The 24,384-nt window shown below is 70.5% G+C and carries 23 protein-coding genes; 11 read left to right on the top strand and 12 right to left on the bottom strand.

Going from position 1 to position 24,384, the window contains the following annotated elements; genetic code table 11:
- The first annotated feature begins 73 nt into the window (after positions 1–73).
- Genes ACIREE_RS17110 through ACIREE_RS17095 form a run of 4 tightly spaced genes read left to right on the top strand, consistent with a single transcriptional unit; the run spans position 74 to position 4,240 of the window.
- Positions 74–1,447: an ABC transporter substrate-binding protein gene (locus ACIREE_RS17110; protein WP_404152034.1), complete on the top strand. Its 1,374-nt coding sequence runs from the start codon at positions 74–76 to the stop codon at positions 1,445–1,447.
- Positions 1,444–2,385 carry a carbohydrate ABC transporter permease gene (locus ACIREE_RS17105; protein ID WP_404152031.1) on the top strand — a complete coding sequence of 314 codons (942 nt, stop codon included), beginning with the start codon at positions 1,444–1,446 and terminating at the stop codon, positions 2,383–2,385. Before ACIREE_RS17110 ends, ACIREE_RS17105 begins: the two co-directional genes overlap by 4 nt.
- Positions 2,385–3,254 (top strand): carbohydrate ABC transporter permease, encoded by an 870-nt coding sequence (locus ACIREE_RS17100; RefSeq protein ID WP_404152029.1) that lies wholly within the window; start codon positions 2,385–2,387, stop codon positions 3,252–3,254. Before ACIREE_RS17105 ends, ACIREE_RS17100 begins: the two co-directional genes overlap by 1 nt.
- Positions 3,251–4,240, top strand: a complete 990-nt coding sequence (locus ACIREE_RS17095; protein ID WP_404152027.1) for a zinc-dependent alcohol dehydrogenase family protein — start codon at positions 3,251–3,253, stop codon at positions 4,238–4,240. The genes ACIREE_RS17100 and ACIREE_RS17095 overlap by 4 nt, the downstream gene beginning before the upstream one ends.
- Positions 4,241–4,306: 66 nt before the next feature.
- Here the strand turns inward: ACIREE_RS17095 and ACIREE_RS17090 are convergent, their stop codons facing one another.
- Positions 4,307–5,548, bottom strand: coding sequence for a TerD family protein (locus ACIREE_RS17090; RefSeq protein ID WP_404152024.1), 1,242 nt, complete (start codon positions 5,546–5,548; stop codon positions 4,307–4,309).
- Positions 5,549–5,767: 219 nt separating this feature from the next.
- Between ACIREE_RS17090 and ACIREE_RS17085 the strand changes: the two genes are divergently transcribed.
- On the top strand, positions 5,768–7,243 hold the full coding sequence (locus ACIREE_RS17085; RefSeq protein ID WP_404152330.1) for an amino acid permease: 1,476 nt from the start codon (positions 5,768–5,770) through the stop codon (positions 7,241–7,243).
- A 122-nt stretch (positions 7,244–7,365) separates the two neighbouring features.
- On the top strand, positions 7,366–8,280 hold the full coding sequence (locus ACIREE_RS17080) for a protein kinase (RefSeq protein ID WP_404152022.1): 915 nt from the start codon (positions 7,366–7,368) through the stop codon (positions 8,278–8,280).
- 21 nt (positions 8,281–8,301) lie between these two features.
- On the opposite strand, the gene ACIREE_RS17075 is transcribed toward ACIREE_RS17080, so the two are convergent.
- A complete protein-coding gene (locus ACIREE_RS17075) occupies positions 8,302–9,759 on the bottom strand; it encodes an alkaline phosphatase PhoX (RefSeq protein WP_404152019.1) in 1,458 nt (485 codons plus the stop codon).
- Positions 9,760–9,894: 135 nt separating this feature from the next.
- Here ACIREE_RS17075 and ACIREE_RS17070 point away from each other — a divergent pair, with 135 nt between their 5' ends.
- The 3 genes from ACIREE_RS17070 (at position 9,895) to ACIREE_RS17060 (ending at position 12,486) form a co-directional block, all read left to right on the top strand.
- Positions 9,895–10,659 carry an SDR family NAD(P)-dependent oxidoreductase gene (locus ACIREE_RS17070; protein ID WP_404152016.1) on the top strand — a complete coding sequence of 255 codons (765 nt, stop codon included), beginning with the start codon at positions 9,895–9,897 and terminating at the stop codon, positions 10,657–10,659.
- Positions 10,660–10,852: 193 nt separating this feature from the next.
- Entirely contained in the window at positions 10,853–12,010 is a 1,158-nt protein-coding gene (locus ACIREE_RS17065) for a hypothetical protein (protein ID WP_404152013.1), read from the top strand.
- A 29-nt stretch (positions 12,011–12,039) separates the two neighbouring features.
- Complete coding sequence (locus ACIREE_RS17060; protein ID WP_404152010.1) at positions 12,040–12,486, top strand: hypothetical protein; 447 nt, start codon at positions 12,040–12,042, stop codon at positions 12,484–12,486.
- 71 nt (positions 12,487–12,557) lie between these two features.
- On the opposite strand, the gene ACIREE_RS17055 is transcribed toward ACIREE_RS17060, so the two are convergent.
- Positions 12,558–14,027 (bottom strand): hypothetical protein, encoded by a 1,470-nt coding sequence (locus ACIREE_RS17055; RefSeq protein ID WP_404152007.1) that lies wholly within the window; start codon positions 14,025–14,027, stop codon positions 12,558–12,560.
- A gap of 221 nt (positions 14,028–14,248) precedes the next feature.
- Between ACIREE_RS17055 and ACIREE_RS17050 the strand changes: the two genes are divergently transcribed.
- The gene (locus ACIREE_RS17050) at positions 14,249–16,102 is read left to right on the top strand and encodes an endonuclease/exonuclease/phosphatase family protein (protein WP_404152004.1); all 1,854 of its coding nucleotides are present in this window, start codon (positions 14,249–14,251) and stop codon (positions 16,100–16,102) included.
- Positions 16,103–16,132: 30 nt separating this feature from the next.
- Here ACIREE_RS17050 and ACIREE_RS17045 read toward each other — a convergent pair whose 3' ends face one another.
- Positions 16,133–16,879, bottom strand: a complete 747-nt coding sequence (locus tag ACIREE_RS17045; protein WP_404152002.1) for an SRPBCC domain-containing protein — start codon at positions 16,877–16,879, stop codon at positions 16,133–16,135.
- Between the two features lie 259 nt (positions 16,880–17,138).
- Between ACIREE_RS17045 and dapA the strand changes: the two genes are divergently transcribed.
- Positions 17,139–18,077, top strand: coding sequence for a 4-hydroxy-tetrahydrodipicolinate synthase (gene dapA / locus ACIREE_RS17040; protein ID WP_404151999.1), 939 nt, complete (start codon positions 17,139–17,141; stop codon positions 18,075–18,077).
- On the opposite strand, the gene ACIREE_RS17035 is transcribed toward dapA, so the two are convergent.
- The 8 genes from ACIREE_RS17035 to sufU form a co-directional block, all read right to left on the bottom strand.
- Positions 18,019–19,260 carry a WD40 repeat domain-containing protein gene (locus tag ACIREE_RS17035; protein ID WP_404151996.1) on the bottom strand — a complete coding sequence of 414 codons (1,242 nt, stop codon included), beginning with the start codon at positions 19,258–19,260 and terminating at the stop codon, positions 18,019–18,021. The genes dapA and ACIREE_RS17035 overlap by 59 nt on opposite strands.
- A complete protein-coding gene (locus tag ACIREE_RS17030) occupies positions 19,257–19,832 on the bottom strand; it encodes a SigE family RNA polymerase sigma factor (RefSeq protein WP_404151994.1) in 576 nt (191 codons plus the stop codon). The genes ACIREE_RS17035 and ACIREE_RS17030 overlap by 4 nt, the downstream gene beginning before the upstream one ends.
- Before the next feature lie 169 nt (positions 19,833–20,001).
- Positions 20,002–20,991, bottom strand: a complete 990-nt coding sequence (gene dapD, locus ACIREE_RS17025) for a 2,3,4,5-tetrahydropyridine-2,6-dicarboxylate N-succinyltransferase (protein WP_404151992.1) — start codon at positions 20,989–20,991, stop codon at positions 20,002–20,004.
- 85 nt (positions 20,992–21,076) lie between these two features.
- Positions 21,077–21,613 carry a TetR/AcrR family transcriptional regulator gene (locus ACIREE_RS17020; RefSeq protein WP_404151989.1) on the bottom strand — a complete coding sequence of 179 codons (537 nt, stop codon included), beginning with the start codon at positions 21,611–21,613 and terminating at the stop codon, positions 21,077–21,079.
- Positions 21,613–21,933 (bottom strand): DMT family transporter, encoded by a 321-nt coding sequence (locus ACIREE_RS17015; protein ID WP_404151986.1) that lies wholly within the window; start codon positions 21,931–21,933, stop codon positions 21,613–21,615. The genes ACIREE_RS17020 and ACIREE_RS17015 overlap by 1 nt, the downstream gene beginning before the upstream one ends.
- Positions 21,934–21,997: 64 nt before the next feature.
- Positions 21,998–23,392 carry a hypothetical protein gene (locus ACIREE_RS17010; protein ID WP_404151983.1) on the bottom strand — a complete coding sequence of 465 codons (1,395 nt, stop codon included), beginning with the start codon at positions 23,390–23,392 and terminating at the stop codon, positions 21,998–22,000.
- Positions 23,393–23,573: 181 nt separating this feature from the next.
- Positions 23,574–23,912, bottom strand: coding sequence for a metal-sulfur cluster assembly factor (locus ACIREE_RS17005; RefSeq protein ID WP_266720908.1), 339 nt, complete (start codon positions 23,910–23,912; stop codon positions 23,574–23,576).
- A complete protein-coding gene (gene sufU / locus ACIREE_RS17000; protein ID WP_404151979.1) occupies positions 23,909–24,379 on the bottom strand; it encodes a Fe-S cluster assembly sulfur transfer protein SufU in 471 nt (156 codons plus the stop codon). The genes ACIREE_RS17005 and sufU overlap by 4 nt, the downstream gene beginning before the upstream one ends.
- Between the last annotated feature and the right edge of the window lie 5 nt (positions 24,380–24,384).

The raw sequence follows: 24,384 nt of genomic DNA, 5'->3' as shown, positions 1-24,384 counted from the left end.
CCCCTGTTCTCCTTCTCCCTCCCCTTTTTGCACCCCCTTTGTCCCCATACGCCACATGAGTCCAGGAGCATCCATGCGAACCCAGAGCCGACGAAGGCCACCGGGCGCCCTGCTCGCGACGGCCGCCGCAGGGACGCTGCTCATCCCCCTCCTGTCCGGCTGCTGGGCCGGCGCGGGCGGGCTCGGTACGGGCGGTGACGCCATCAACGTACTGATGGTGAACAACCCGCAGATGACCGAGTTGCAGAAACTCACCGCCCGCCACTTCACGCGCGAGACCGGCATCAAGGTGAACTTCACCGTGCTGCCGGAGAACGACGTCCGCGACAAGATCAGCCAGGACTTCGCCAACCAGGCGGGCCAGTACGACGTCGCGACGCTCAGCAACTACGAGATACCGATCTACGCCCGCAACGGCTGGCTGCACGAACTGGGCCCGTACGTGAAGAAGGACCCCGGCTTCGACCAGCAGGACATTCTGCAGCCCATGCGCGAATCCCTCACCGGCGACGACGGCAAGCTCTACGGCGAGCCCTTCTACGGCGAGTCGTCCTTCCTCATGTACCGCAAGGACGTCTTCAAGAAGAAGGGCCTGAAGATGCCCGCCCACCCGACCTGGCAGCAGGTCGCGGACCTCGCGGCGCAGGCCGACGGCGCCCAGTCGGGCATGAAGGGCATCTGTCTGCGCGGCCTGCCCGGCTGGGGCGAGATGATGGCGCCGTTGACGACCGTCGTGAACACCTTCGGCGGCACCTGGTTCGACAAGGACTGGACCGCGCGCCTGGACGACAAGGGCTTCAAGGACGCCACGAAGTTCTACGTCGACCTCGTCCGCAAGCACGGCGAGTCCGGCGCCGCCCAGTCCGGCTTCGCCGAGTGCCTCAACAACCTCACCCAGGGCAAGACCGCCATGTGGTACGACGCGACGTCCGCCGCGGGATCGCTCGAATCCGCGAACTCCCCGGTCAAGGGCAAGATCGGCTATGTGTCCGCGCCCGTCGAGAAGACGGCGAACAGCGGCTGGCTCTACACCTGGGCGTGGGGCCTGCAGAAGGCGTCCCACAACCCCGACAACGCCTGGAAGTTCATCTCCTGGGCGTCGGGCAAGGAGTACGAGAAGCTCGTCGGCGAGAAGGTCGGCTGGTCCGACGTCCCCGCGGGCAAGCGCGCCTCGACGTACGAGATCCCGGCGTACCGCTCCGAGGCCGCCGCCTTCGTGGACGTGACGCGCACCGCCATCGAGGGCGCCAAGCCGCGCGATCCGGGCGTGCAGAAGCGGCCCGCGCCCGGCATCCAGTTCGTCGGCATCCCCGAGTTCACCGATCTCGGCACCAAGGTCTCGCAGGAGATCAGCGCGGCCGTCGCCGGTCGCCAGTCCGTCGACTCGGCCCTGAAGAAGTCCCAGAAACTCGCCTCCGAGATCGCGAAGGAGTACGAGGGCCGATGACCACACCGACCGCGACCCCGGCCCCCGTGGCCCGTACCCGCGCGCCCGCCTCGCGGCCCGCGCCCCAGAAGCTCCGTGCCTGGGCCACCCGGGCGCCGCTCCTGCCCGCACTCGTCTTCATGATCGTCGTGACCCAACTGCCCTTCGTGGCCACGCTGGTGATCTCCCTCTTCGACTGGAACGCGCTGTACCCGGACGCCCGGCACTTCACCTGGTTCGGGAACTACTCGGAGGTCCTCACCGACCCCGATCTGCGCAAGTCCGTCCTGACGACGATCGTCCTGACCGTCACCGTCGTCGTGGTCAGCCTTGTCGTCGGGCTCGGCCTGGCGCTGCTCCTGGACCGGAAGTTCAAGGGGCGCGGACTCGTCCGTACGCTGCTGATCGCGCCCTTCCTCGTGGTGCCCGTGGCGGCGGCCCTGCTGTGGAAGCACGTCCTGTACAACCCCGAATACGGGCTGCTCAACGGCCTGTTGCACTACGTCGGCGGTCCGCAGCCCGACTGGATCTCCAACACGCCGCTGATCGCGGTCGAGGTGGCGCTGATCTGGCAGTGGACCCCGTTCATGATGCTGATCCTGCTCGCCGGTCTGCAGTCGCGCTCCCCCGAACTCATCGAGGCGGCCCGGATGGACGGCGCGAGCCCCTGGCAGGTGTTCCGCCACATGACGCTGCCGCATCTGCGCCGCTATCTCGAACTCGGCGCACTGCTCGGCTCGATCTACATCGTGCAGAACTTCGACGCGGTCTTCACGCTCACCTCCGGCGGCCTGGGCACCGCGAACCTGCCCTACACCGTCTACCAGAGCTTCTACCAGGCCCACGAGAACGGGCTCGCCTCGGCGGCCGGCGTCCTGGTCGTCATCGGTTCGATCATCATCGCGACCTTCGCGCTGCGCGTCGTGTCGTCACTGTTCCGCGAGGAGGGGTCGCGCTGATGACGCGCTCAGCACTCTCGAAGCCCTCTACGTCCTCAAGCTCCTCACCTACCCTCAGAGGCAAGGGACTCGGCCTGGTCGCCTGGCTGGCCGGCATCGTCTTCTTCCTGCCCATCGCGTGGATGGTGCTGACGTCCTTCCACTCGGAGGAGGACGCGGCGACCAACCCGCCGTCCTTCGCCGCCTCGCTCACCCTCGACGGCTACCGCGACTTCTTCGGCGCGGGCGGCGGCGCGAGCCCCTGGCCCGCGCTCATCAACTCGACGGTGGCCTCGCTCGCCTCGACGCTCCTCGTCCTGGTCCTCGCCCTGCCGGCGGCGTACGCGCTGTCGATCCGCCCGGTGAAGAAGTGGACGGACGTCCTGTTCTTCTTCCTCTCCACGAAGATGCTGCCGGTGGTGGCGGGCCTGCTCCCCATCTACCTCTTCGCGAAGAACACGGACTTCCTCGACAACATCTGGCTGCTCGTCATCCTCTACACGTCGATGAACCTGCCGATCGCGGTGTGGATGATGCACTCGTTCCTCGCGGAGGTGCCGGTCGCGGTCATCGAGGCCGCCCAGATCGACGGCGCGCGCCTGCCCACGGTCCTCACCCGGGTGGTGGCCCCGATCGCGCTGCCCGGCATCGCGGCGACCGCGCTCATCTGTTTCATCTTCAGCTGGAACGAACTCCTCTTCGCGCGGGTGCTCACGGGCGTCGTCGCCCAGACCGCGCCCGTCTTCCTGACCGGCTTCATCACCAGCCAGGGCCTGTTCCTGGCGAAGGTGTGCGCCGCGTCGCTCGTCATCTCCCTGCCGGTGCTCGCCGCAGGGTTCGCCGCCCAGGACAAGCTGGTCCAGGGCCTGTCGTTGGGAGCTGTGAAATGAAGGCCGCGATCGTCGAGTCAGTGGGCAAGGTCGTCGTCGGCGAGGTGCCCGACCCCACGCCGGGCCCCCGGGACGTCGTCGTGGAGGTGGCGGCCTGCGGCCTGTGCGGCACGGATCTGCACATCCGGCAGGGCGAGTTCGCCCCTACGCTGCCGGTGGTGCCGGGACATGAGTTCGCGGGCACGGTGGCCGAGGTCGGCAGCGCCGTCACGGAGGTGCGGGTCGGTGACCGCGTCGCCGTCGACCCGTCACTGCACTGCCACGAGTGCCGCTTCTGCCGCGCCGGGCGCGGCAACCTCTGTGAGCGCTGGGCGGCGATCGGCGTGACGACAGCGGGCGGCGCGGCCCAGTACGCGCTGGCCCCCGTCGCCAACTGCGTCCGCCTCCCCGACCACGTACGCACCCAGGACGCGGCCCTCATCGAACCGCTGTCCTGCGCGGTACGCGGCTATGACGTGCTCCAGTCACGCCTCGGCTCCCACGTGCTGATCTACGGCTCGGGGACCATGGGCCTGATGATGCTGGAGCTGGCCAAGCGCACCGGCGCCGCGAGCGTCGACGTCGTGGACCTGAACGCGGAGCGTCTCGCGACGGCCCAGCAGCTCGGCGTCTCGGCGTCCGCCGCGGGACCGGACGAGCTGGACCGCCCCGAGGGCTGGGACGTGGTGATCGACGCGACGGGCAACGCGGCGGCGATCCAGGACGGCCTCGGCCGGGTGGCGAAGGCGGGCACGTTCCTGCAGTTCGGCGTCGCGGACTACGCGACCCGCGTGACGATCGACCCGTACCGCATCTACAACCAGGAGATCACCATCACCGGCTCGATGGCGGTCCTGCACAGCTACGAGCGGGCGGCGGAGCTGTTCGCGGGCGGGGTCCTCGACCCGGACGTCTTCATCAGCGACCGGCTTCCCCTCGACCAGTACCCCGAGGCCCTGGACCAGTTCGCGTCGGGCGTGGGCCGCAAGATCGTCGTCGTCCCGTAATCCGGTACCGCCTGGTGCACGACGGCACGGCCGGGACTGCTGTCCCGGCCGTGCCGAACGGTGCTGTCAGAGCGCCTGGGCCGCGGGCTTCACCATGCCGCGTACCGTGCGCGACTTCACGAAGTCACCCAGCGCCGTCATCTCCCACTCGCCGGAGAACTGCTTGATGAGCTTCGCCATCATCACGCCGGTCTGCGCCTCCGCGCTCGTCAGGTCGAAGCGGACCAGCTCCTCGCCGGACGCGGCGTCGATGAGGCGGCAGTACGCCTTGGCGACCTCGGTGAACTTCTGGCCCGAGAACGAGTTCACCGTGAAGACAAGGCCCGTGACGTCCTGCGGCAGGCGGCCCAGGTCGACGACGATCACCTCGTCGTCGCCCGCGCCCTCGCCCGTGAGGTTGTCACCGGAGTGCTTGATCGCGCCGTTCACGATCGAGAGCTTGCCGAAGTAGCAGCTGTCGACGTGGTTGCGCTGCGGCCCGTACGCGATGACCGACGCGTCCAGGTCGATGTCCTTGCCGCGGAACGCGGGCTCCCAGCCGAGGCCCATCTTGACCTGGCTCAGCAGCGGTTTGCCGCCCTTGACCAGGGACACCGTCTGGTTCTTCTGCAGGGAGACGCGGCCCTTGTCGAGGTTGATCTTCCCGGCGCCGGGCGCGGGGGCGGCCGGCGGGGCAGCCGGAGCCGCGGCCGGCGGCGGGGGCGGGGCGATGCGCGGGTCGACCGGCGGGGTGCTCGGCGCGGGCATCGCGGCGGCCGGGGAGGCTGCCGGGGCCGCGACGGGCGGGGCGACAGGCGCGGCGGCGGGCGCGGCCGGTTCCTCGACCGAGACGCCGAAGTCGGTGGCGATGCCCGCCAGACCGTTCGAGTACCCCTGGCCGACCGCGCGGGCCTTCCACGCGCCGTTGCGCAGGTAGACCTCGACGATCACCAGCGCCGTCTCGGCGCCGAGCTGCGGGGGCGTGAACGTCGCCAGGACCGAGCCGTCGTCCGCGTTGCGCACCGTGGCCGTGGGCTCGATGCCCTGGAACGACTGGCCGTCGGCGTCCGGGCTCGCCGTGACGACGATCTTCTCGATGCCCGGCGGCACGGCCGCCGTGTCCACCGTGATCGAGTCGGGGCTCGTGCCCCCGCCCGACGTGTACGTCACACCGGGGCCCGCCGGCTGGTTGTAGAAGATGAAGTCGTCGTCCGAGCGCACCTTGCCGTCGGCGGTGAGCAGCAGGCCCGATACGTCGAGCCGCACGGGCGCCGAGACGTCGACCGCCACACGCTGCGCCGTGAGCGGGATGTTCGAACCTGGGGTCATGGCTGTCATGCCAGGGGTAACGAGCAGCTCCGCTTTGCCGTTCCCTTACCCAAGAATTTTTCTTCCGGGCCCGGGCGCGCTCGTGGTGGCCACGGCATCGTCGAGGCGGGGCGGGGCGCGGCTCGACGGCTGTCTCACCCGTACGAGCGACGCCACGCGGGGCCGCTTGCCGCTGCGCCGATCGGGGCGCCGCGCAGTGCGAGAGTTCCGGGCGTGAATCTGCGCAAAGACTTTTCCCACGGCTCCCCGCCGGACGATCCCACGACCGGCGAGGGCGTCGCCGACGCGGGCGACCTCGGCTACAGCAAGGCCCTCGAACCACGCCACATCAGCATGATCGCGATCGGTGGCGCGATCGGCACGGGGCTCTTTCTCGGGGCGGGCGGAAACCTCGCCAAAGCGGGTCCCGCGCTGGCGATCGCGTACGCGGTGTGCGGAGTGTTCGCGTCCTTCGTCGTGCGGGCCCTCGGCGAACTCGTCGTGCACCGCCCCTCGTCGGGCTCGTTCGTGAGCTACGCCCGTGAGTTCCTGGGCGAGCGGGGCGCGTACGTCGCGGGGTGGATGTACGTACTGAACTGGGCGACCACCGGCATGGCCGACATCACGGCGATCGCGCTGTACGTGCACTACTGGTCGATGTTCACGTCGGTCCCGCAGTGGGTGCTCGCGGCGATCGCGCTCGGAGTCGTGCTCACCGTGAACCTGATCTCCGTGAAGAGCTTCGGCGAGATGGAGTTCTGGTTCGCCATCGTCAAGGTCACCGCGATCGTGGCGTTCCTGCTGATCGGCATCTTCTTCCTCGTCTCGCGCGACGACGTGGCGGGACACACCCCGGGCCTGTCGCTCATCAGCGACAGCGGGGGCTGGTTCCCGATGGGCGTGCTGCCCGTCGTGCTCATCACGCAGACGGTGATCTTCGCGTACTCGGCGGTGGAGATGGTCGGGGTGACGGCGGGCGAGACGGCCGATCCGGAGACGGTCGTACCGAAGGCCGTGAACTCGATCATGTGGCGGGTGGGCATCTTCTACGTCGGGTCGATCGTGATGCTGACGCTGCTGCTGCCGTGGACGGCGTACTCGGCGAATCAGAGCCCGTTCGTGACGGTCCTGTCGAAGATCGGGGTGCCGGCGGCGGGCGGCATCATGAACCTGGTCGTGCTCACGGCCGCGATGTCGTCCCTCAACTCCGGTCTGTACACGACCGGCCGCATCCTGCGCTCCATGGCCATGGCGGGCTCGGCGCCCTCCTTCACCGCGCGGATGAGCCGCAGCCATGTCCCGTACGCGGGCATCCTGTTGACGTCGACGGCGGCGCTGCTCGGGGTCGCCCTGAACGCGTGGCTGCCCGAGGACGCGTTCGGGATCGTCACGAACGTCGCCTCGCTCGGCGTCATCTCCACCTGGTCCATGATCATGCTCTGCCATCTGGTGTTCGTGCGGCGGGCGAAGCAAGGGCTCGTCCGGCGGCCCGCGTTCCGGCTGTGGGCGTCGCCGTGGATCGAGCTGACGACGATCGCGTTCCTGTTCGCCGTGCTCGTGATGATGTGGTTCGACACGAACGGCGCGGGCCGCGACACTGTGCTGCTGCTCGTGCCCATCGCCCTCGCCCTGGCGGCCGGCTGGCTCGTCGTACGGCGGCGGGTGCACCGGATCGCCGCCGAGTCGCAGGCGCCGCCGGTGGACCCGCTGGGGTAGCCGCGACCTGCGATCCTGTTCACTGGCTCTCGGCGGATCCCGGTCGGATTCGTGGGAACCCTGCGCGGCGCACCCGCGTCGCAGAGATCATCAGGACAAGAGCGTGCGGCGGGAGGAGTTCGATGGACCGGTTCGAGTTCGGGGAGTACCGGGCGGTCGCGCTGCTCAGTGAGAGCGGCGCGGGCCGGGCGTATCTGGCGCGCGCGGGCTCGGGGCCGCTCGTCGTGGTGAAGACGCTGGACCCTCAGGTCGCCGATGAGCCCGTGCTCCGGGAGCGGCTGCGGCACGAGGCGCGGGCGGCGCGCACCGTGCGCGGCCCGTTCACGGCGGCGGTGCTCGGCGCCGATCCGGACGCGGAGCCGCCGTGGCTGGCTGCCGAGTACTGCGCGGGGCCGTCGGTCTCGGAGGCGGTGGCGGGCCTCGGTCCGCTCGCGTCCGAAGATCTCGCGGCGCTCGGCGCGGCCCTGGCTCTGGCGCTCACCGCCATCCACGCGGCGGGGCTCGTGCACCGCGGCCTGAAGCCCGCGAACGTCCTCATCACCAGGGAGGGCCCGCACGTCCTCGACTTCGGCAGGCCCGCCCCGGCCGACGGGGACGTGATCGGCTCCCCCGGTTTCCTGGCGCCCGAGCAGATCACGTACGCCACCGAGCCCGCCGCCCCCTGCGACGTGTTCGCGCTCGGCGCCCTGCTCGTGCTCGCGGCGACGGGCCGCAATCCGCACGGCGCGGGCACCGCGCCGAAGATCGTGCACCACACACTGCACGAGCAGCCCGACCTGGTCGGGCTGCCGAACGCGGAGTGGACCGGTTTCCTGGCCCGCTGTCTCGCGAAGGAGCCCGCCGCGCGCCCGACCGTCCCCGAGGTCCTGGCCTGGTCCGGCGCCCGCGCCGCCGAACAGCCGTGGTGGTTGGGGCCGGACGCGGGAGCACTGATCGACACGCATGAGGAGTCGGTGCGGCAGCGGATCACGGAGGCGCAGGAGGAGGCCGACGCGGCGCGCGCGGGCACGCCGCGCACGTCGTACTGGGGGCCGTGACAGCCCCCGGTACGACGGTGGTCAGCGCTGGCGCTTCCAGGGTCCGGTGATCGCCAGCATGATGCCGGGCGTCTGGATGTTGGCGTACAGGGTGCGCCCGTCCGGCGAGAAGGTGACGCCGGTGAACTCGCTGTACGAGGGCTCGTCGGCGGTGCCGATGTTGAGTTCGTTGCGCGCGATCGGGTAGGTGTTGCCGCGCTCGGTCGCGCCGAACAGGTGCTGGATGCCCTCGCCGTCCTCGGCGATGACCAGACCGCCGTACGGGGAGACGGTGATGTTGTCCGGGCCGTCGAAGGCGCCGTCCACCGAGGGGTCCGGGTTGACGCCGAGCAGCACCTTCAGGGTCAGCGTGCGGCGCTTGGGGTCGTAGAACCAGACCTGTCCGTCGTGCGCGACGGGGCTCTCGTCGCGGGCGAACGAGGCGACGACGTAGGCGCCGCCGTCGGCCCACCACATGCCCTCCAGCTTGCGGGCGCGGGTGACTTCGCCGTCCTTGAACTGTTTGCGCGTGGAGACCGCCTTGGCGTCGCGGTCGGGGACGTCCACCCAGTCCACGCCGTACACCGTGCCGGTCTTCGTGGCGCGGGACAGGTCGTCGACGAACCGGCCGCCGGAGTCGAAGCACTTGAAGGCCTGGAGCACACCCGCGTCGTCGGCGAGGGTGCGCAGCTTGCCGCGGCCGTGGTGGAAGCCGTGCGGCGGGACCCAGCGGTAGAGCAGTCCGTTGGGGCCCGAGGCGTCCTCGGTGAGGTACGCGTGGCCGCGCTTGGGGTCGATGACGACCGCCTCGTGCGCGTACCGGCCGAACGCCTTGATCGGCTTCGGGGAGCGGTTGGCGCGACGGTCGGCGGGGTCGACCTCGAAGACGTAGCCGTGGTCCTTGGTGAAGCCGTTCTTGCCGGCCTTGTCCTCGGTCTCCTCGCAGGTCAGCCAGGTGTCCCACGGGGTGCTGCCACCCGCGCAGTTGGTGGCGGTGCCGGCGATGCCGACCCATTCGGCGACCTCGCCGCCGCGGCGCACCTCGACGACCGTGCAGCCGCCGGCCGCCATGGGGTCGTAGACGAGGCCCTCGGTGAGCGGCACGGGGTGCGGCCAGTCGGCGCGGGCGCCCGCCAGCTCGTGGTTGTTGACGAGGAGGGTGGTGCCGCGCGGGCCGTCGAAGGTGGAGGTGCCGTCGTGGTTGGACGGCGTGAACTCGCCGGACTCCAGCTTGGTCTTCCCGCTGTAGGTGATGACCTTGTACGAGAATCCGGCGGGCAGCGCGAGGAGGCCCTTGGGGTCGGACTTCAGCGGACCGTAGCCGGCGCCGTGGTGGCCGCCGTGGTGGCCGTGCCTGTCCTCGGCGACGTCCGTGACGTCGGTGTCGGTGGCGGCGAGCGCGCCCGGCGCGGTGGCGAGGGCGCCGACGGATCCGGCCAGGGCGATGCCCGCTCCGGTGGCCGCGGAGCGTCTGGTGAAGTCCCTGCGAGTGACTGACATGGTGGCTGTCTCCTGCTGACGGTGGACGGAGGCGGGGCCGGGTGGGGAGGGGGCGCGGACCCTGTTTCGGCCACACGTTCTCGCTCGCGTATAAACGGCGGTTGAACACCGTCCGACGTCGAGGGGCCCGCTTCCATGACTTCCGTGAACCTTCCGCAGTCCGGCCGCCGGGTTCTGGTGACCGGCGCCTCCCGGGGGCTCGGGCGGGCGCTGGCCCGCGCCTTCGCGGCCAACGGGGACCGGGTCGCCGTGCACTTCGGGTCGCGGGAGGAGGAGGCGCGGGCCACGCTCGGTTCGCTCGAGGGCGACGGGCACGTCCTCGTCGGCGGCGACGTCTCCGACGCGGCGGGCGCGGCAGCCGTCGCCGAGCGGGCCGCCGAGGGCCTCGGCGGCATCGACGTCCTCGTGAACAACGCGGCCGTGAATCTGCCGCACCCGCCCGCGACCACCTCGTACGAGGACTGGTCGGAGCTGTGGCAGCGGCACGTGGCGGTCAATCTGCTCGGTACGGCGAACCTGAGTCATCTGGCCGCGCATCGCATGATCGAGCAGGGCACGGGTGGCCGGATCGTCAACGTCGGCTCGCGCGGCGCCTTCAAGGGCGAGCCCGACCACCCCGCGTACGGGGCGACGAAGGCGGCCGTGCACGCGCTCGGGCAGTCCCTCGCCGTCGCGCTCGCACCGCACGGGATCGGCGTGGCCTCGGTGGCGCCCGGGTTCATCGAGACCGAGCGGGTGGCGCACCGGCTCACCGACGAGGTGCGCGCGCAGAGCCCGTTCGGCCGGGTGGCCTCGGCGGACGAGATCGCCGGGGCCGTGCTGTGGCTGGCGTCGCCCGGGGCGCAGTGGGCCTCGGGAACCGTCCTCGACCTCAACGGCGCCTCCTACCTGCGCACCTGACAGCGCCCGGCAGTGCCATTCCACGCGAAACGCCTTGACCGCCCTGTCGCGCGGCAATAGACAAGGCCGTACCTGCATCACCGCATCACCGCCCAGGGGTGGCGAGCCGAGTGGACGACGCACGCCAGGCACGCGATCTCCATGAGAGCCGGCCGACGAAGCCGGCCACTGTCAGGGGAAGAGGTGGTCCGGCGTGAGCCGACCCGAATTGATGCGAGGACCCGCCGGCGGTCAGCTCAGCGACAGCTCCCGCCGGCAGGCGACCAGTGACTTCCTGCGGCGCGAGGCGCCGCTGGCGAACGTGGTCGGCTTCGGCCACGGCGTGAAGTGGATCGGCGGAGAGCCCACGGGCGAGCCGGCCGTCCTCGTCCTTGTGACCCAGAAAGTGCCCGAATCACTGCTGCCCGAACGGGATGTGATTCCTCGTCAGATGGATGACGGCACCCCGACCGACGTCGTGGCCGTCGGCCAGATCTCCGCCCAGCGCAGGCAGTCCAGGCCGTCCGGCGCCCGCGCCGATGAAGGCGTCACCTATGTGCCCGACGGCGGCGTCTCCCAGCGGTTCGCCGGCTTCGGACAGCCGCGCCTCGATGAGCTCGGCGGGCTCGCGACGTTCGAGCCGCAGCTCCTCGTCCGCCGGCTGCGGCCGTGCCCCTCGGGCTTCTCGGTCGGCAACGTCGCCGTCACCGCGGGCACCCTGGGCAGCGTGGTCTACGACTTCCTGCCGGGCGCGACGGTGGACCCGCCGGGCCCCGGGCTCGGCACCCCGGCGAAGTTCTACATCCTGTCCAACAACCACGTCCTCGCCGACTCCAACCGGGCGCGGCCGGGCAGTGCGATCGTGCAGCCCGGCACGTTCGACGGAGGCACGGATCCCGCGGACCGCATCGCGACGCTGTCGCGGTTCATCACCATCCAGTTCGCCCCGCAGACGCCGCTGGACCAGCAGAACAACGTGGTCGACTGCGCGCTCGGCGAGGTCCAGTTCCAGGACGCCACCCGCGAGCAGCACTTCAGCGGTGCGCCGCGCGCCTGGCGTCGTAAGACGAATGTCGCGGTCGGCGACCTCGTGAAGAAGACGGGCCGTACGACGAACATCTCCTTCGGCCGGATCATGGCCGTCGACACGACGATCGACGTCGACTACGGCACGGCCGGTACAGCCCGGTTCAGGGACCAGATCCTCACCACGAACATATCGGCGGGCGGCGACTCCGGGTCCCTCGTGACCTCGCTCGACCAGGTGGTGGTCGGCCTGCTGTTCGCCGGTTCGTCGCAGGTCACCGTCGCCAACCATGTCGAGAACGTACGCACGTTGCTGCGCGTCGAGCTCGCCGAGCAGCTCGCCTGACACCCGAACCTTCGAAGGGAGGCCGGTCCATGACGACTCAGGCACGCAAGCAGAAGGGCCAGTCCCGCGGCGAGCACCGCTTCCACAATCCGCAGGGGGCGGAGGTCAAGACGCGCGACGAGGCGTTCGCCGCGCAACAGGACCTGTCCGCCGAGGCCGTCTCGGTCGACTGCAAGTTGGAGCTCAGCAACGGCTCGATCACCTTCGCCATCACGGCGAGGATCAACCCGAACACGCACCCCTACGTGGTGACCGGCGGCCGGATCACGTCCGGTATCTGCGGCGCCCCGTGGGACATCACGGGCGGATTCATCGGCGACACGATCCGCATCGACGCGAAGCGGTCGGGCCAGGGTTCCTGCGCCGACACGCTCACCCTGGTCGGCGAGTACCACAACCCGCCGTCGTACCGGGGCACGTACGGCTTCGACGGGGCGACGTCCTCGTTCCAGCACACGACGCGCTATCTGTGCTGACCCGCCTATGAGACGGTTCCGAACTCCCGCTCGGCGAGCGGGAGTTCGGCACCGTCGCGCAGATACGGGTGTCAGCCCTGCGCCGAACGGGCCTTGAAGGCCGCCTTACGCGCTTCCTTGGCCACCTTCTTGTCCGGGTGCAGGCGGCCCATCGCCTCCAGCACGTCGGCCGTGGCGGGGTGCTCCACCCGCCACGCCGCCGAGAAGAAGCCGCTGTGCTGCGCGGCGAGCCCCTCGACCAGCGCCTGCAACTCGTCCGAATTGCCCTCCAGGGAGAGCTGCGCGGCGATCGTGTCGACGGTCAGCCAGAAGACCAGGTCCTCCGAGGGCGCGGGCACGTCCGTCGCACCGTGCTCGGCGAGCCAGACCCGGGCGAGGCCGCCGAGTTCGGCGTCGTCGAGGACCTCGCGCAGCGCCGGTTCGGCCTCCCTCCCGACCAGCGACAGGGCCTGCTGACAGCGGAGCCTGCGCAGCGGCGCACCCTCGTCCGCGCCGCGCGCGGCGGCGAGCAACTCCCGTGCGGCGCCCAGCGGTTCACGTCGGGCGAGCCACTGCTCGATCTCGGCCTGCGCGGCCGCCTGCGAGAACGCGGACGTGGCTCCGAGCAGCGTGTCCGCACCCATGTCGACGAGGTCGCCGACAGCGGGCGCGTCGAGCCCCGCCTCCAGCATCCGGGCCCGGATCCCGTACAGGCCGAGCGGGGTGAGCCGCACCATGCCGTACCGGGAGACGTCGGACTCGTCCACGGGCTCCACGGGCTCCGCGACCGACTCGTCGGCGGCGGCCATGAGCGCCTCGTCGACCGGCTGGAACTCCACGAGGCCGACCGGGTCGAGCAGCCTGAACTGGTCGTCGAGCCGCATCATCGCGTCCGACACCTGCTCCAGGACGTCGTCAGTGGGCTCCCTCATGTCGTCGGGCACGATCATCGACGCGGCGAGCGCGGGCAGCGGGATCGGGCCGTCGCCCGCGCCGCCCTCGGTGACGGTCAGCAGGTACAGATTGCCGAGCACGCCCTCCAGGAACTCGGCCTCCGCCTCCGGGTCCCAGTCGAGCTGCGAGAAGTCGATCTCGCCGCCCTCCTCCATAGCGTCCACGAGGTCCTCGAGGTCGGGGACGCTGGCGTCGGCCAGCACCGTGTCGAGCGCGCCGAGCCACAGGCCGAGCACGTCCGCGGGGCCGCCGGAGGTGAGGGCGGCGAGTTCCTCGCCCACGGCGACGGTGCCGTACTCCTCGCCGTCCTCGCCGTCCTCGCCGTCCTCGTTCCCGTCCACGATCTCCACCAGGCCCGTGTCGACCGCGATGCGCCAGGCCTCGCTCGCGTGGGCGGCGCCGTCCTCGTCGCCGGTCAGGCCCAGCTCGGCCGCGGCGGCGGGCAGCTGCTCCTCGACGAGTTCGCCGCCCGCGCCGACCCGGGTGTCGGGTCCGGCCCAGCGGGCGAGGCGCACCGCGCGGGACAGCAGGGGGGTGGCAAGGGCGTCCCGCGCCAGCTCCGCTTCGGCGGGAAGCCGGACCGGCGGCAGGGGGGAGCTGTCTGACATCGGCTGATTCTCCTCAGGGCATACGGTGCGACCGCTCAGCCTAGACGGATTTGACCCTTTGCTGCCCGGTTCATGTACCCGTCAGGTTTCGGTCGCCCCGAAGACATCCGCGAAACCTTGACAACTCCCCTGCGCAGGCAAGAGATTTACGCGCGTAGAAAGCGTATGAAGCCACCCCTCGTCCCGGCGCTCGCCACCCGCACGTCCCCGGAGGGATCCCCTTGCCGAGCAACTCCGCGCACCCTGTGTCCATTGCGTTCTCCCGCTCCCGCCTCGCCGCACTCGCCGTCACGACGGCCTGCTGTGCCACGTACGCCCTGGTCGTGACGGCCCCCGCGCACGCGGCGGCCGCGGTCGCCATCCACGACATCCAGGGCGCCACCCGCACCTCCCCGCTCGCCGGTCAGCAGGTCACGGGCGTGGCCGGGGTGGTGACCGGGGTCAGAACGTACGGCTCGTCCCGCGGCTTCTGGTTCCAGAACACGACGCCCGACGACGACCCCGCCACCAGTGAGGGTGTCTTCGTCTTCACGAGCTCCGCACCGACGGTGAAGGTCGGCGACGCGGTGACGGTCTCGGGCACGGTCTCCGAGTACGTGCCCGGCGGCGCCTCGACCGGCAACCAGTCGCTGACCGAGATCACCAAGCCGACGGTGGCCGTGGTCTCGTCCGGCAACCGGGTACCGGTCACGACCATCAGCGCCAAGTCGGTCCCCGCCGCTTACACGCCCGCGGGCGACCCGGCGGCGAGCGGCTCGATCAACGGCCTGACGCTGCGCCCGAAGAAGTACGCCCTCGACTATTACGAGTCCCTGGAGGGCCAGAACGTACGGGTCGGCTCCTCCCGGGTCGTCACCGCGAGCGACGCGTACGCGGAGCTGTGGGTCACCGTGAAGCCGCGGGAGAACACGACCGAGCGGGGCGGCACCCGGTACGGCTCGTACACCTCGCAGAACACCGGACGCCTGCAGATCCAGTCGCTCGGCGCGGTCGCCGACTTCCCCGTCGCCGATGTCGGCGACGTCCTGTCCGGCCGCACCGAGGGCCCGCTCGACTTCAACCAGTACGGCGGATACACGCTGGTGGCACGGGAGTTGGGCACGCTGAAGCAGTCCGGGCTCAGCCGCGAGACGACCCGCGCGCAGAAGTCGGGCGAGCTGGCCGTGGCCACGTACAACGTGGAGAACCTCGACCCGACCGACGCCACGTTCGAGGAGCACGCGGCGGCAATCGTCGACAACCTGAAGTCGCCCGACATCGTGTCCCTGGAGGAGATCCAGGACAACAACGGCGCAAAGGACGACGGCACGGTCGCCGCCGACGTGACGCTGACCAGACTGATCGACGCGATCGTCGCGGCGGGCGGCCCCCGCTACGACTGGCGCTCCATAGACCCGGTCAACGACCAGGACGGCGGCGAGCCCGGCGGCAACATCCGCCAGGCGTTCCTGTTCAACCCCGAGCGGGTGGCGTTCACGGACCGCGCGGGCGGTGACTCCACGACGGCCGTGGGCGTGACCCGCAGCCACGGCAAGGCCGCGCTGACCGCGTCCCCCGGCCGTATCGACCCGGCGAACGAGGCCTGGAAGAACAGCCGCAAGCCGCTCGCGGGCGAGTTCACCTTCCGCGGGAAGAGCGTCTTCGTCATCGCCAACCACTTCGCGTCGAAGGGCGGCGACCAGCCCCTGACCGCGCAGTACCAGCCGCCCGTGCGCAGCTCGGAGACGCAGCGCCACGCGCAGGCGACCTCGGTGAACTCCTTCGTGAAGGACATCCTCAAGGTCCAGAGGAACGCCGACGTCATCACGCTCGGCGACATCAACGACTTCGAGTTCTCCGGTACGGCCCAGCGCCTGGAGGACGGTGGAGCGCTCTGGTCGGCGATCAAGTCCCTGCCGAAGAGCGAGCGTTACACCTACGACTACCAGGGCAACAGCCAGGTTCTCGACCAGATCCTGATCAGCCCGTCGATCCGGAAGAAGGACGCGTTCCGGTACGACAGCGTGCACATCAACAGCGAGTTCCACGACCAGATCAGCGACCACGACCCGCAGGTGCTGCGCCTGCGTCCGTAGGGTCACTGCCGCGTCCCCGGAGCCGGAGGCTCAGGTGAAGACCGTGGCCAGCCAGTCGCTCCAGGCGGTCTGGTTCCGCGCGGCGTCGGCGTCCGGGGCGAAGTCGTGGATGCTGATGCCGAGGGGGGCGCCCCAGGGCCCGCGGCCGAAGATCCGGTAGAAGGTGTCGTCGGTGCGCAGGCCGATGAAGTACGCGTTGCGGTAGTCGAGTACGACGTCCAGGGTCTCCCCGTACGGGCCCTGGGCGCGTACCCGGGCGCCCTCGGTGGCGTTGTCGGGCAGGCCGAGGGCGCGGCCGACGGTGGTGAGCGCCTCGCGGGTCACGGACTTGGCGGGGCCGTTCACCGTGGTGAAGGCGACCGGGCGGCCCACGAAGTGCGCCACGTACTGGCGCAGGGTGTGCAGGTAGAAGTCGGTGTGCTTGGCGACGCCCTCGTAGAGCTCGTCCCAGTTGTCGGTGAAGACGCCGCTGTGGACGTAGCGGATCAGGGCGCGGCTGCCGCCGTTGCGGGGCTCGATCGTGTAGTCGAGCTGGTTGAGCGTCTGGAACGGGGGCAGCGCGGCCGGATCCTTGGACCGGACACCGAGCCGGCGCGGCGGGTCCCAGACGGTGAGCACGGTGTTGTACGGCCCCGCGCCGCCCTGCTTCGGCTCGTACTTCATGGGCCACAGCCAGCCGCCGGTGCCGCTCGTCACGGCGTCCCAGGCCTGGTCGGGGCCCGCGCCGACCTCGAACAGGCGCGATATCTCGAATTCCTTGCCGCTGCTCTCACTCATGTCCGGGCCCCCGCCCCTCGCTGTGCCGAGCCGCGCCACCTGGCCTTCGATCCGGCGCACAACTCCGTTGTCCGCGCGGCACTTTGACTTCTCACCGGCCTCTCATGGTGGCGCATCCCGGACCTTTTGGCACCCGTACCGTCGCGCCGTTCGGCGACGAGCAGGCACCGCTCGCCCCCTCCATCCTTCAGCACTGCTCCGCGCCACCTCGTAGCAGATTTAAGTGGAGCTTCACGATGGGGCGGCCGACACTGCTCTCATGAGCGATACGAACTTCGGCCGCGCCCTGTGCGCCATGGTCACGCCCTTCACCGACGCCGGCTCCCTCGACCTGGCGGCGGCGCAGAAGCTGGCCGACCGGCTGGTCACCGAAGGGTGCGAGGGGCTCGTACTGTCCGGCACGACCGGTGAGTCCCCCACGACGACGGACGCCGAGAAGGCGGACCTCGTGCGCGCGGTGCGCGAGGCGGCCGACGGGCGGGCGGCCGTCCTCACCGGCGTGGGCACGGCCGACACCCGCCACACGCTCGACCTCGCCCGGCAGGCACAACGGGCGGGCGCCGACGGCCTGTTGGCGGCGCCTCCGTACTACAGCCGCCCGCCGCAGGACGCCGTGGAAGCGCACTTCCGCGAGCTGGCGGACGCGACGGACCTGCCCGTGATGCTGTACGACATCCCCGCCCGCACCGGCACCCGCATCGAGCCGGACACACTGCTGCGGCTCGCGGAGCACCCCCGGATCGTCGCCGTGAAGGACTGCGCGTACGACCTGCTCGGCACCCAGAAGGTCATGGCCGCGTCCGACCTGGCGTACTACACGGGCTGCGACGAGTACGTGCTCGCGCTGTACGCGCTGGGCGGCGCGGGCTATGTGTCGACCGTGGCGAACGTCGTGCCCGGCGCCTTCCGGGCGATCGTCGACGCGTACGACGCCGGTGACACCGCCGGGGCGGCCCGCCGCCAGCAACGCACCATCGCCCTCACGGAGTTGGCGATGAGCGCGGGGCTGCCCGGAACCGTCACCGTGAAGGCCCTCCTGGCCGCACTCGGCCTGCCGGGCGGCGGAACGGTCCGGGCACCCCTGAAGCCCGCCGGCCACGAGGTGACCGACGGGCTGCTCCGGGCTTACGACGAGCTGGTCAGCGCGTCTGGAACTGAGGTTCCCAGCGGCCCGGGTAGTCGGCCGACGCCTTCCTGAAGTCGCTGAGCGGGACGACCTTGTGCGAGCCCAGCGTGATCAGCAGCAACTGGTTGTGGAACTCCCCCGCGCCGCCACACTTCTCGGGGTCACACCCCCAGGCGATGATCCGCTTGCTGTCTGCCCAGGCGATCACCTGCTGGGCGGGCAGTTTCTCCGCGAGCTTCCCGGTCCTCGCATCGTTCACCGCGACGGCGATCTTCTTCCCCTTGCCCGCGAAATCCCCTCCTACGTGCTTACCGTCGGGCGAAAGCCCTGCCGCGACGTACGGCGACACGTGCTCCGTGCCGCGGGGCGCGGGTACCTTACGGCCGTCGAAGTCGTAGTAGAGGGAACCGATGTCGCCCATCATGCTCGTTTCGAACACGTAATTGCCGACGGGGCTGAACGCGAAGTCCTCACGCGCGTTGTGGTCCCACTGGTCGCCCTTCTGCGGTTTGGCGACCCACTTCCCCTTTCCGCTGGCCACGTCGATGACGGAGTAGCCGGTGCGTGAGGGGTGGCCGGGGCCCGGCAGGGTCTTGCCGCCCTTGCCGTCGGTCGTGGCGACGTCGACCTCGACGTCCTTGTAAAGGTGGTCGGGGTCCCTCTTGTACGTCGTCGCGACGAGCTTGCTGCCGTCGGCGGAGTACTCGACCCCGGCGACCCCCTGTGCCACCGGGATCCAGCGCTCCACCTTGTTCGTGGCGAGATCGAGCAGCCCGACCCGCCGGGCGGGCAGTTTCTGTTCGAGCACGGCGGCGGTGCGCAGGCCCGGGGCGACTGTCAGCACGGACCACTTGGTCGTCTTGCGGTACGTCTTCGTCGTCGGGTCGAGCACGCCGTAAATACGGGTCAGCCGTCCGTCGCCGTTCTCGAAATACACGCTTTTGTACGAGGCGAACGAGGCGAGCGCCGTCCGCCCGGCCGCGATCGCGTCCCTCGGCGGCGACTGGTCCGGGTGCGCGACGACGTCGACGGGGCCGATCACATCCATGGGCCTGACGTCCTCGCCACCGCCGATGCGCGGCACCACCACGGCTGTGGCGACCACCGCGGTGACGGCCACCACTGCGGACACGGCGGCGCGGGTCCGCCGCCTGCGCCGGGTCACGGAGACCCGGTCGGCGAGGTCGACGGGCGCGGGCCCGACCTCGGCCGCTTGTTCGCGCAGTGCCTCCTTGAGCAGTTCGTCGACGTTCACGGGCGCACCTCCACAGGCGCGTAGTCACGGGACGGCGGCTGCTCGCCGTCGGCAGGGCCGAGCGCGGCCAGTTCGGGCGCGAGCCCTCGCAGCCGGGCCAGGGAGCGGTGGGTGGTGGAGCGCACGGTGCCGACGGAGCAGCCGAGCAGGCGGGCCACGTCGGCCTCGGGCAGGTCCTCGAAGTAGCGCAGCACCAGCACGGTGCGCTGGCGCGCCGTCAGCCGGGCGAGCGCCGCGAACAGCACGACGCGCAGTTCCGCGGACGAGGTCCCCCCGTCACCCGCGGCGGCGTCGGGCACCTCCCCGTAACTCACCTCGCGGCGCGGCCACTTCAGCCGCCACCGGCTGACCTGTTGCCGGTAGAGGACCTGGCGCACGTACGCCTCCGGGTCCTCGACGCGGTTCCACCGCCCCGCGACCTTGATCAACGCGTTCTGCAGCAGATCCTCACCGGCGTGCCGGTCACCGCCGCAGAGCAGTACGGCCGTCTTCAGCAGCGCCGACGACCGGTTCGCCACGAACTCCCGGAAACCGTCCGCGCTCTCGCCGCGTGCACCACGTACCGCATCCATCGCCACCTTCACTTCCCCGTCGTTGTCATGCACCCTCTGCCTTTGATGACGCGCACGACGTGCCCCCGCTATGCCACCCCGGCGAGAAAAATCTTCTTGCCCACGAGAAAGCGGTCCGCCCCGGGTCACCCCGGCGCGGACCGCTCTCGCCTGCTGACGTGCGGCAGCCCTAGTTGTGGCTGTGCAGCACCTCGTTGAGGCCGCCCCACACCGCGTTGTTCGGGCGGGCCTCGACGGTGCCGGTCACCGAGTTGCGGCGGAAGAGGATGTTCGAGGCGCCGGACAGCTCGCGGGCCTTGACGATCTGCCCGTCGGGCATGGTGACGCGGGTGCCCGCGGTGACGTACAGACCGGCCTCGACCACGCATTCGTCGCCGAGCGCGATGCCGACACCCGCCTCGGCGCCGACGAGGCAGCGCTCGCCGATGACGATGCGGACGTTGCCGCCGCCGGACAGCGTGCCCATGGTGGAGGCGCCGCCGCCGATGTCCGAGCCGTCGCCGACCACGACACCGGCGGAGATGCGGCCCTCGACCATGGAGGTGCCGAGCGTGCCCGCGTTGAAGTTCACGAATCCCTCGTGCATGACCGTGGTGCCCGCGGCGAGGTGCGCGCCGAGCCGGACGCGGTCGGCGTCGGCGATGCGCACGCCCTTGGGGGCGACGTAGTCCGTCAGGCGCGGGAACTTGTCGATGGAGGTGACCTGGAGGTGCAGGCCCTCGGCGCGGGCGTTCAGCCGCACCGTCTCGACGTCGTCGACGGCGACCGGGCCGAGCGAGGTCCAGGCCACGTTGGCGAGCAGGCCGAACAGGCCGTCCAGGTTCTGGCCGTGCGGCTGGACCAGGCGGTGGCTGAGCAGGTGCAGCCGCAGGTACGCGTCGTGCGCGTCCAGCGGCTTGTCGTCGAGGGAGGCGATGACCGTACGTACGGCGATGATCTCCACGCCGCGGCGGGCATCCGGGCCGATGGCCTTGGCGGCGCCTTCGCCGAGCAGTTCCACGGCCCGGTCCGCGGAGAGCTTCTCCGTGCCGGCCGGGCCGGGCTCGCCCTCAAGGGCGGGCGCGGGGAACCAGGTGTCGAGAACAGTGCCGTCGGCAGTGACAGTGGCAAGGCCTGCGGCGACGGCGCCGGTGGAACGAGTAGCAGTCGTATCGGTCATGTGGGCAACCTAACCGGCCCGGGGTCACCGAGGCCAACCAGCCGCGGCCCCGTCTCAGGTGGCGGGCCTGTGCCATAGGACCCTTCTACGGAATCAGCCGCGCCAGCATCTCCCGCGCGTACCCGGCGTCGTACTCCCCGCCGGTGAGCAGCACCTGCAGACAGATGCCGTCCATCAGCGCGACCAGCGCGCAGGCGGTGACCGGGTCGGTGCGTTCGGCGAGGGGGCCGGCGAGTTCCTGGCACCATTCGTCGGCGACGGCGCGCAGCGCGGGGCGGCGCAGCGCGGCGAGGTACAGCTCGTACTCCAGCTCCACGCCGACCCGGTCGCCGGCCAGCCACTCGCCGAGCAGTCCTGCCAGTTCGCCCGCGAGGTCGACGGCCGGGTCCTGGAAGGCGCCGCGCGCCGCGACGACCTTGGCGAACCCCTCGTTGGCCTGCCGCAGCGCGGCCACCATCAGCTCGTCGAGCGTCTTGAAGTGGTACGTCGTCGAGCCCAGCGGCACATCCGCCTCGGCGGCGACGCTGCGGTGGCTGAGTCCGGCGATTCCCTTCTCGCCCACCACTCGGATCGCCGCGTCGATGATCCGCTGGCGCCGCTCGGGGTCGTAGCGCCGCGGCATCAGTGCGCCCCGCCCAGGTTCAGCAGCACGACGCCGCCGATGACGAAAACGATTCCGGCGACCTTCGTGAAGCTGAGCCCCTCGCCGAGGAAGAGCATGCCGATCGCGGCGATGACGGCCGTGCCGGCACCGGCCCAGATCGCGTACGCGGTACCGATCTGCACGGTCTTCAGGGTCTGCGCGAGCAGCGCGAACGCGATCACGTAACCGGTGACGGTGACCAGCGAGGGCCAGAGCCTGCTGAACCCCTCGCTGTACTTCATGGCCGTGGTGGCGGCCACCTCCGCGGCGATGGCGCCGGCCAGCAGGACATATCCCATGCGTACGAGTGTACATATCGTTGCGTACGCCTGTACACAGAGCCGCCCGCCGACCGGTGCCGCGTCAGCCCACCGTGAACAGGGCCGCGCGCGACTTCTTCCACTCGTCGTGGTCGAGGTCCTTGGCCTCGGTGCCGTCGCCGTACAGGTCGGCGGAGCCGTCATCGGTGATCAGCTGCACCCGGCCGCCGGACGTGGCCAGATCGGGCACGGAGACGACCGACTCCCAGCCGCCCGGGTCGCTGGCCGGCAGGTCGAGGCGCTTGACCGGGGCGTGCCCGGCGACGCCGTCCCACTGGTAGAGCGCGTACGGGTCGGAGTTGTCGTCGGCGGCCCAGCTGCCGGCCAGGATCAGGTACTGGTTCGCGGCGTTCTTACGGATGTCACGTACGGCGAGACCGCCCAGATCGAGCTCGATGGGCGTTCCGAACACCGGGGCCGAGCCGCTCGCCAGCACCTTGTCGAAGTTGGTGACGGGCACGATCAGCCCCTTGCCGCCGTCCTTCGGCGGCACGAGCGGGGCCCGGAAACCGAGGTACGCGGTGGTCGTGGAGCCGGGCGCGAACTCCAGCCCTTCCACGTTGAACCCGTCGATCTGCTTGGGGGCCTGGCCGTCCTCGGTCCCGGCGGCGAATCCGTACCGGTCCCCGTTGCCCTCGTCCCAGTCGACGAGCTTGTCGCGCAGCTTCTTGTAGGCGTGCGCGTACGTCAGCGTGGTGGAGGCGCCGGAGCCACCGACCGTCGTGGTGAAGACCGTGTTGCGGTCCGCCTTGTACTCGCCGTCCTTGTTGTTGCCGAGCGAGCCGGTCCAGTAGATGAGGTTGCCGACACGCGTGGCGCCCTCGATGTCGATCTCCTTGTCGGCGTCGACCTTGGAGGACATGTCCCAGGTCTTCACCGGCGCCCCGGACACCGAACCGTTGTACAGGCGCAGCACGTTGGACTCGTCGTCGGCGACGACGACATAGCCGCCGCCCACGTCCACGGCGGCGGACGCGTCGCTGGAGCCGGTGAAGTACCGCGCGCCGGCGGAGTCCTGCACGGCGGCCGACGCGGCGAAGTGCAGCGTGGTGGTCGCCGAGGCTCCGCCGCTGCCCGCCACCTTCAGCGTCAGGTCGGTGTAGCCCCGGCCGCGCGCGGCGACGGAGACGGTGCGGGTCGCGCCGGTGCCGCTGACGGTCACGTCCCCGGCCTGGGCCACCGACGTCTTGCTGCTGGCCGAAGCCGTCACGGTGAGCGCCGAGGCGTCGGCTCCGCTCTGCGCGACGCTCACGGTCACCGTCGGGTCGCCGGTCGCGCCGACGGCCCCGCTGAGGTAGGCGGCCGAGAGCTTGATCGTCGGGGTGGCCGAACCGGCCGCGCCCGCCGGGAAGTTGCTGCCCAAAGCGGCCAGGGTCAGCAGACCACCGGCAGCGGCGGTGACGGCCGCGCGACGCGAACGCGGTATGTGGAGCGGCACTGGGTCCCCTTCGACGACGTGGTGTCGACCGGAACGTTCCGCTCGCCGCACCAACGCCGGGTGTCGGGCGCATGTACGCGAACCGAACACCGTCGGGCACGACGAAGGGCCCCGGCGGAAACCGGGACCCTTCACCACACCTGAGACGTGCGTACCCAGGCTTACTGCTCAGACGTTCCGCTCAGACGTTGAAGCCGAGCGCCCGCAGCTGCTCGCGCCCGTCGTCCGTGATCTTGTCCGGGCCCCACGGCGGCATCCAGACCCAGTTGATCCGCAGCTCGTTGACGATGCCGTCGGTGGCGGACTTGGCCTGGTCCTCGATGACGTCGGTCAGCGGGCACGCCGCCGACGTCAGCGTCATGTCGATCGTCGCGATGTTCGCGTCGTCGACGTGGATGCCGTAGATCAGGCCCAGGTTCACGACGTCGATGCCCAGCTCGGGGTCGACGACGTCGTACAGCGCCTCGCGGACCTCCTCCTCGGAGGCCGGCTTCATCTCCACTGCTGTGCTGTCACTCATGCGGTCTTCGCCTCCTCCGCGAAGGCTTGAGCCGTCGCGTCCTTCCACGCCATCCAGCTCAGGAGGGCGCATTTCACTCGGGCCGGGTACTTGGAGACTCCGGCGAACGCGACGGCGTCCTCCAGAAGCTCCTCCATCGAGTCGTCCGGCTCGATCTGTCCCCTGGACTGCATCAGCTCCAGGAAGGTCTCCTGGACCTTCTGCGCGTCCGACAGCTCCTTGCCGACGAGCAGGTCGTTCAGCACGGAGGCCGAAGCCTGGCTGATGGAACAGCCCTGGCCCTCGTAGCTGATGTCCTCAATGGTCGCGGTGTCGTCGCCGAAGGCGTACTTCACACGCAGCGTGATCTCGTCGCCGCACGTCGGATTGACGTGATGCACTTCGGCGTCGCCGTCCCGCAAGCCCCGCCCGTGGGGGTGCTTGTAGTGGTCCAGGATGACTTCCTGGTACATGGAATCCAGCTTCATCAGTG

Origin of the sequence: Streptomyces sp. NPDC102467 (genome assembly GCF_044765445.1) — a bacterium.
Classification (GTDB): Bacteria; Actinomycetota; Actinomycetes; order Streptomycetales; family Streptomycetaceae; genus Streptomyces.
This window is presented reverse-complemented; position numbering and strand designations above follow the sequence as displayed.

Bases quoted from the DNA above. Each gene is read 5' to 3' on its own strand.
- ACIREE_RS17100 (WP_404152029.1), top strand. From the start codon at position 2,385: ATGACGCGCTCAGCACTCTCGAAGCCCTCTACGTCCTCAAGCTCCTCA.
- ACIREE_RS17095 (WP_404152027.1), top strand. From the start codon at position 3,251: ATGAAGGCCGCGATCGTCGAGTCAGTGGGCAAGGTCGTCGTCGGCGAG.
- ACIREE_RS17070 (WP_404152016.1), top strand. From the start codon at position 9,895: ATGACTTCCGTGAACCTTCCGCAGTCCGGCCGCCGGGTTCTGGTGACC.
- dapA (WP_404151999.1), top strand. From the start codon at position 17,139: ATGAGCGATACGAACTTCGGCCGCGCCCTGTGCGCCATGGTCACGCCC.
- sufU (WP_404151979.1), bottom strand. From the start codon at position 24,379: ATGAAGCTGGATTCCATGTACCAGGAAGTCATCCTGGACCACTACAAG.
- ACIREE_RS17110 (WP_404152034.1), top strand. From the start codon at position 74: ATGCGAACCCAGAGCCGACGAAGGCCACCGGGCGCCCTGCTCGCGACG.
- ACIREE_RS17015 (WP_404151986.1), bottom strand. From the start codon at position 21,933: ATGGGATATGTCCTGCTGGCCGGCGCCATCGCCGCGGAGGTGGCCGCC.
- ACIREE_RS17005 (WP_266720908.1), bottom strand. From the start codon at position 23,912: ATGAGTGACAGCACAGCAGTGGAGATGAAGCCGGCCTCCGAGGAGGAG.
- ACIREE_RS17105 (WP_404152031.1), top strand. From the start codon at position 1,444: ATGACCACACCGACCGCGACCCCGGCCCCCGTGGCCCGTACCCGCGCG.
- ACIREE_RS17090 (WP_404152024.1), bottom strand. From the start codon at position 5,548: ATGACCCCAGGTTCGAACATCCCGCTCACGGCGCAGCGTGTGGCGGTC.
- dapD (WP_404151992.1), bottom strand. From the start codon at position 20,991: ATGACCGATACGACTGCTACTCGTTCCACCGGCGCCGTCGCCGCAGGC.
- ACIREE_RS17020 (WP_404151989.1), bottom strand. From the start codon at position 21,613: ATGCCGCGGCGCTACGACCCCGAGCGGCGCCAGCGGATCATCGACGCG.
- ACIREE_RS17075 (WP_404152019.1), bottom strand. From the start codon at position 9,759: ATGTCAGTCACTCGCAGGGACTTCACCAGACGCTCCGCGGCCACCGGA.
- ACIREE_RS17060 (WP_404152010.1), top strand. From the start codon at position 12,040: ATGACGACTCAGGCACGCAAGCAGAAGGGCCAGTCCCGCGGCGAGCAC.
- ACIREE_RS17030 (WP_404151994.1), bottom strand. From the start codon at position 19,832: ATGGATGCGGTACGTGGTGCACGCGGCGAGAGCGCGGACGGTTTCCGG.
- ACIREE_RS17045 (WP_404152002.1), bottom strand. From the start codon at position 16,879: ATGAGTGAGAGCAGCGGCAAGGAATTCGAGATATCGCGCCTGTTCGAG.
- ACIREE_RS17080 (WP_404152022.1), top strand. From the start codon at position 7,366: ATGGACCGGTTCGAGTTCGGGGAGTACCGGGCGGTCGCGCTGCTCAGT.
- ACIREE_RS17055 (WP_404152007.1), bottom strand. From the start codon at position 14,027: ATGTCAGACAGCTCCCCCCTGCCGCCGGTCCGGCTTCCCGCCGAAGCG.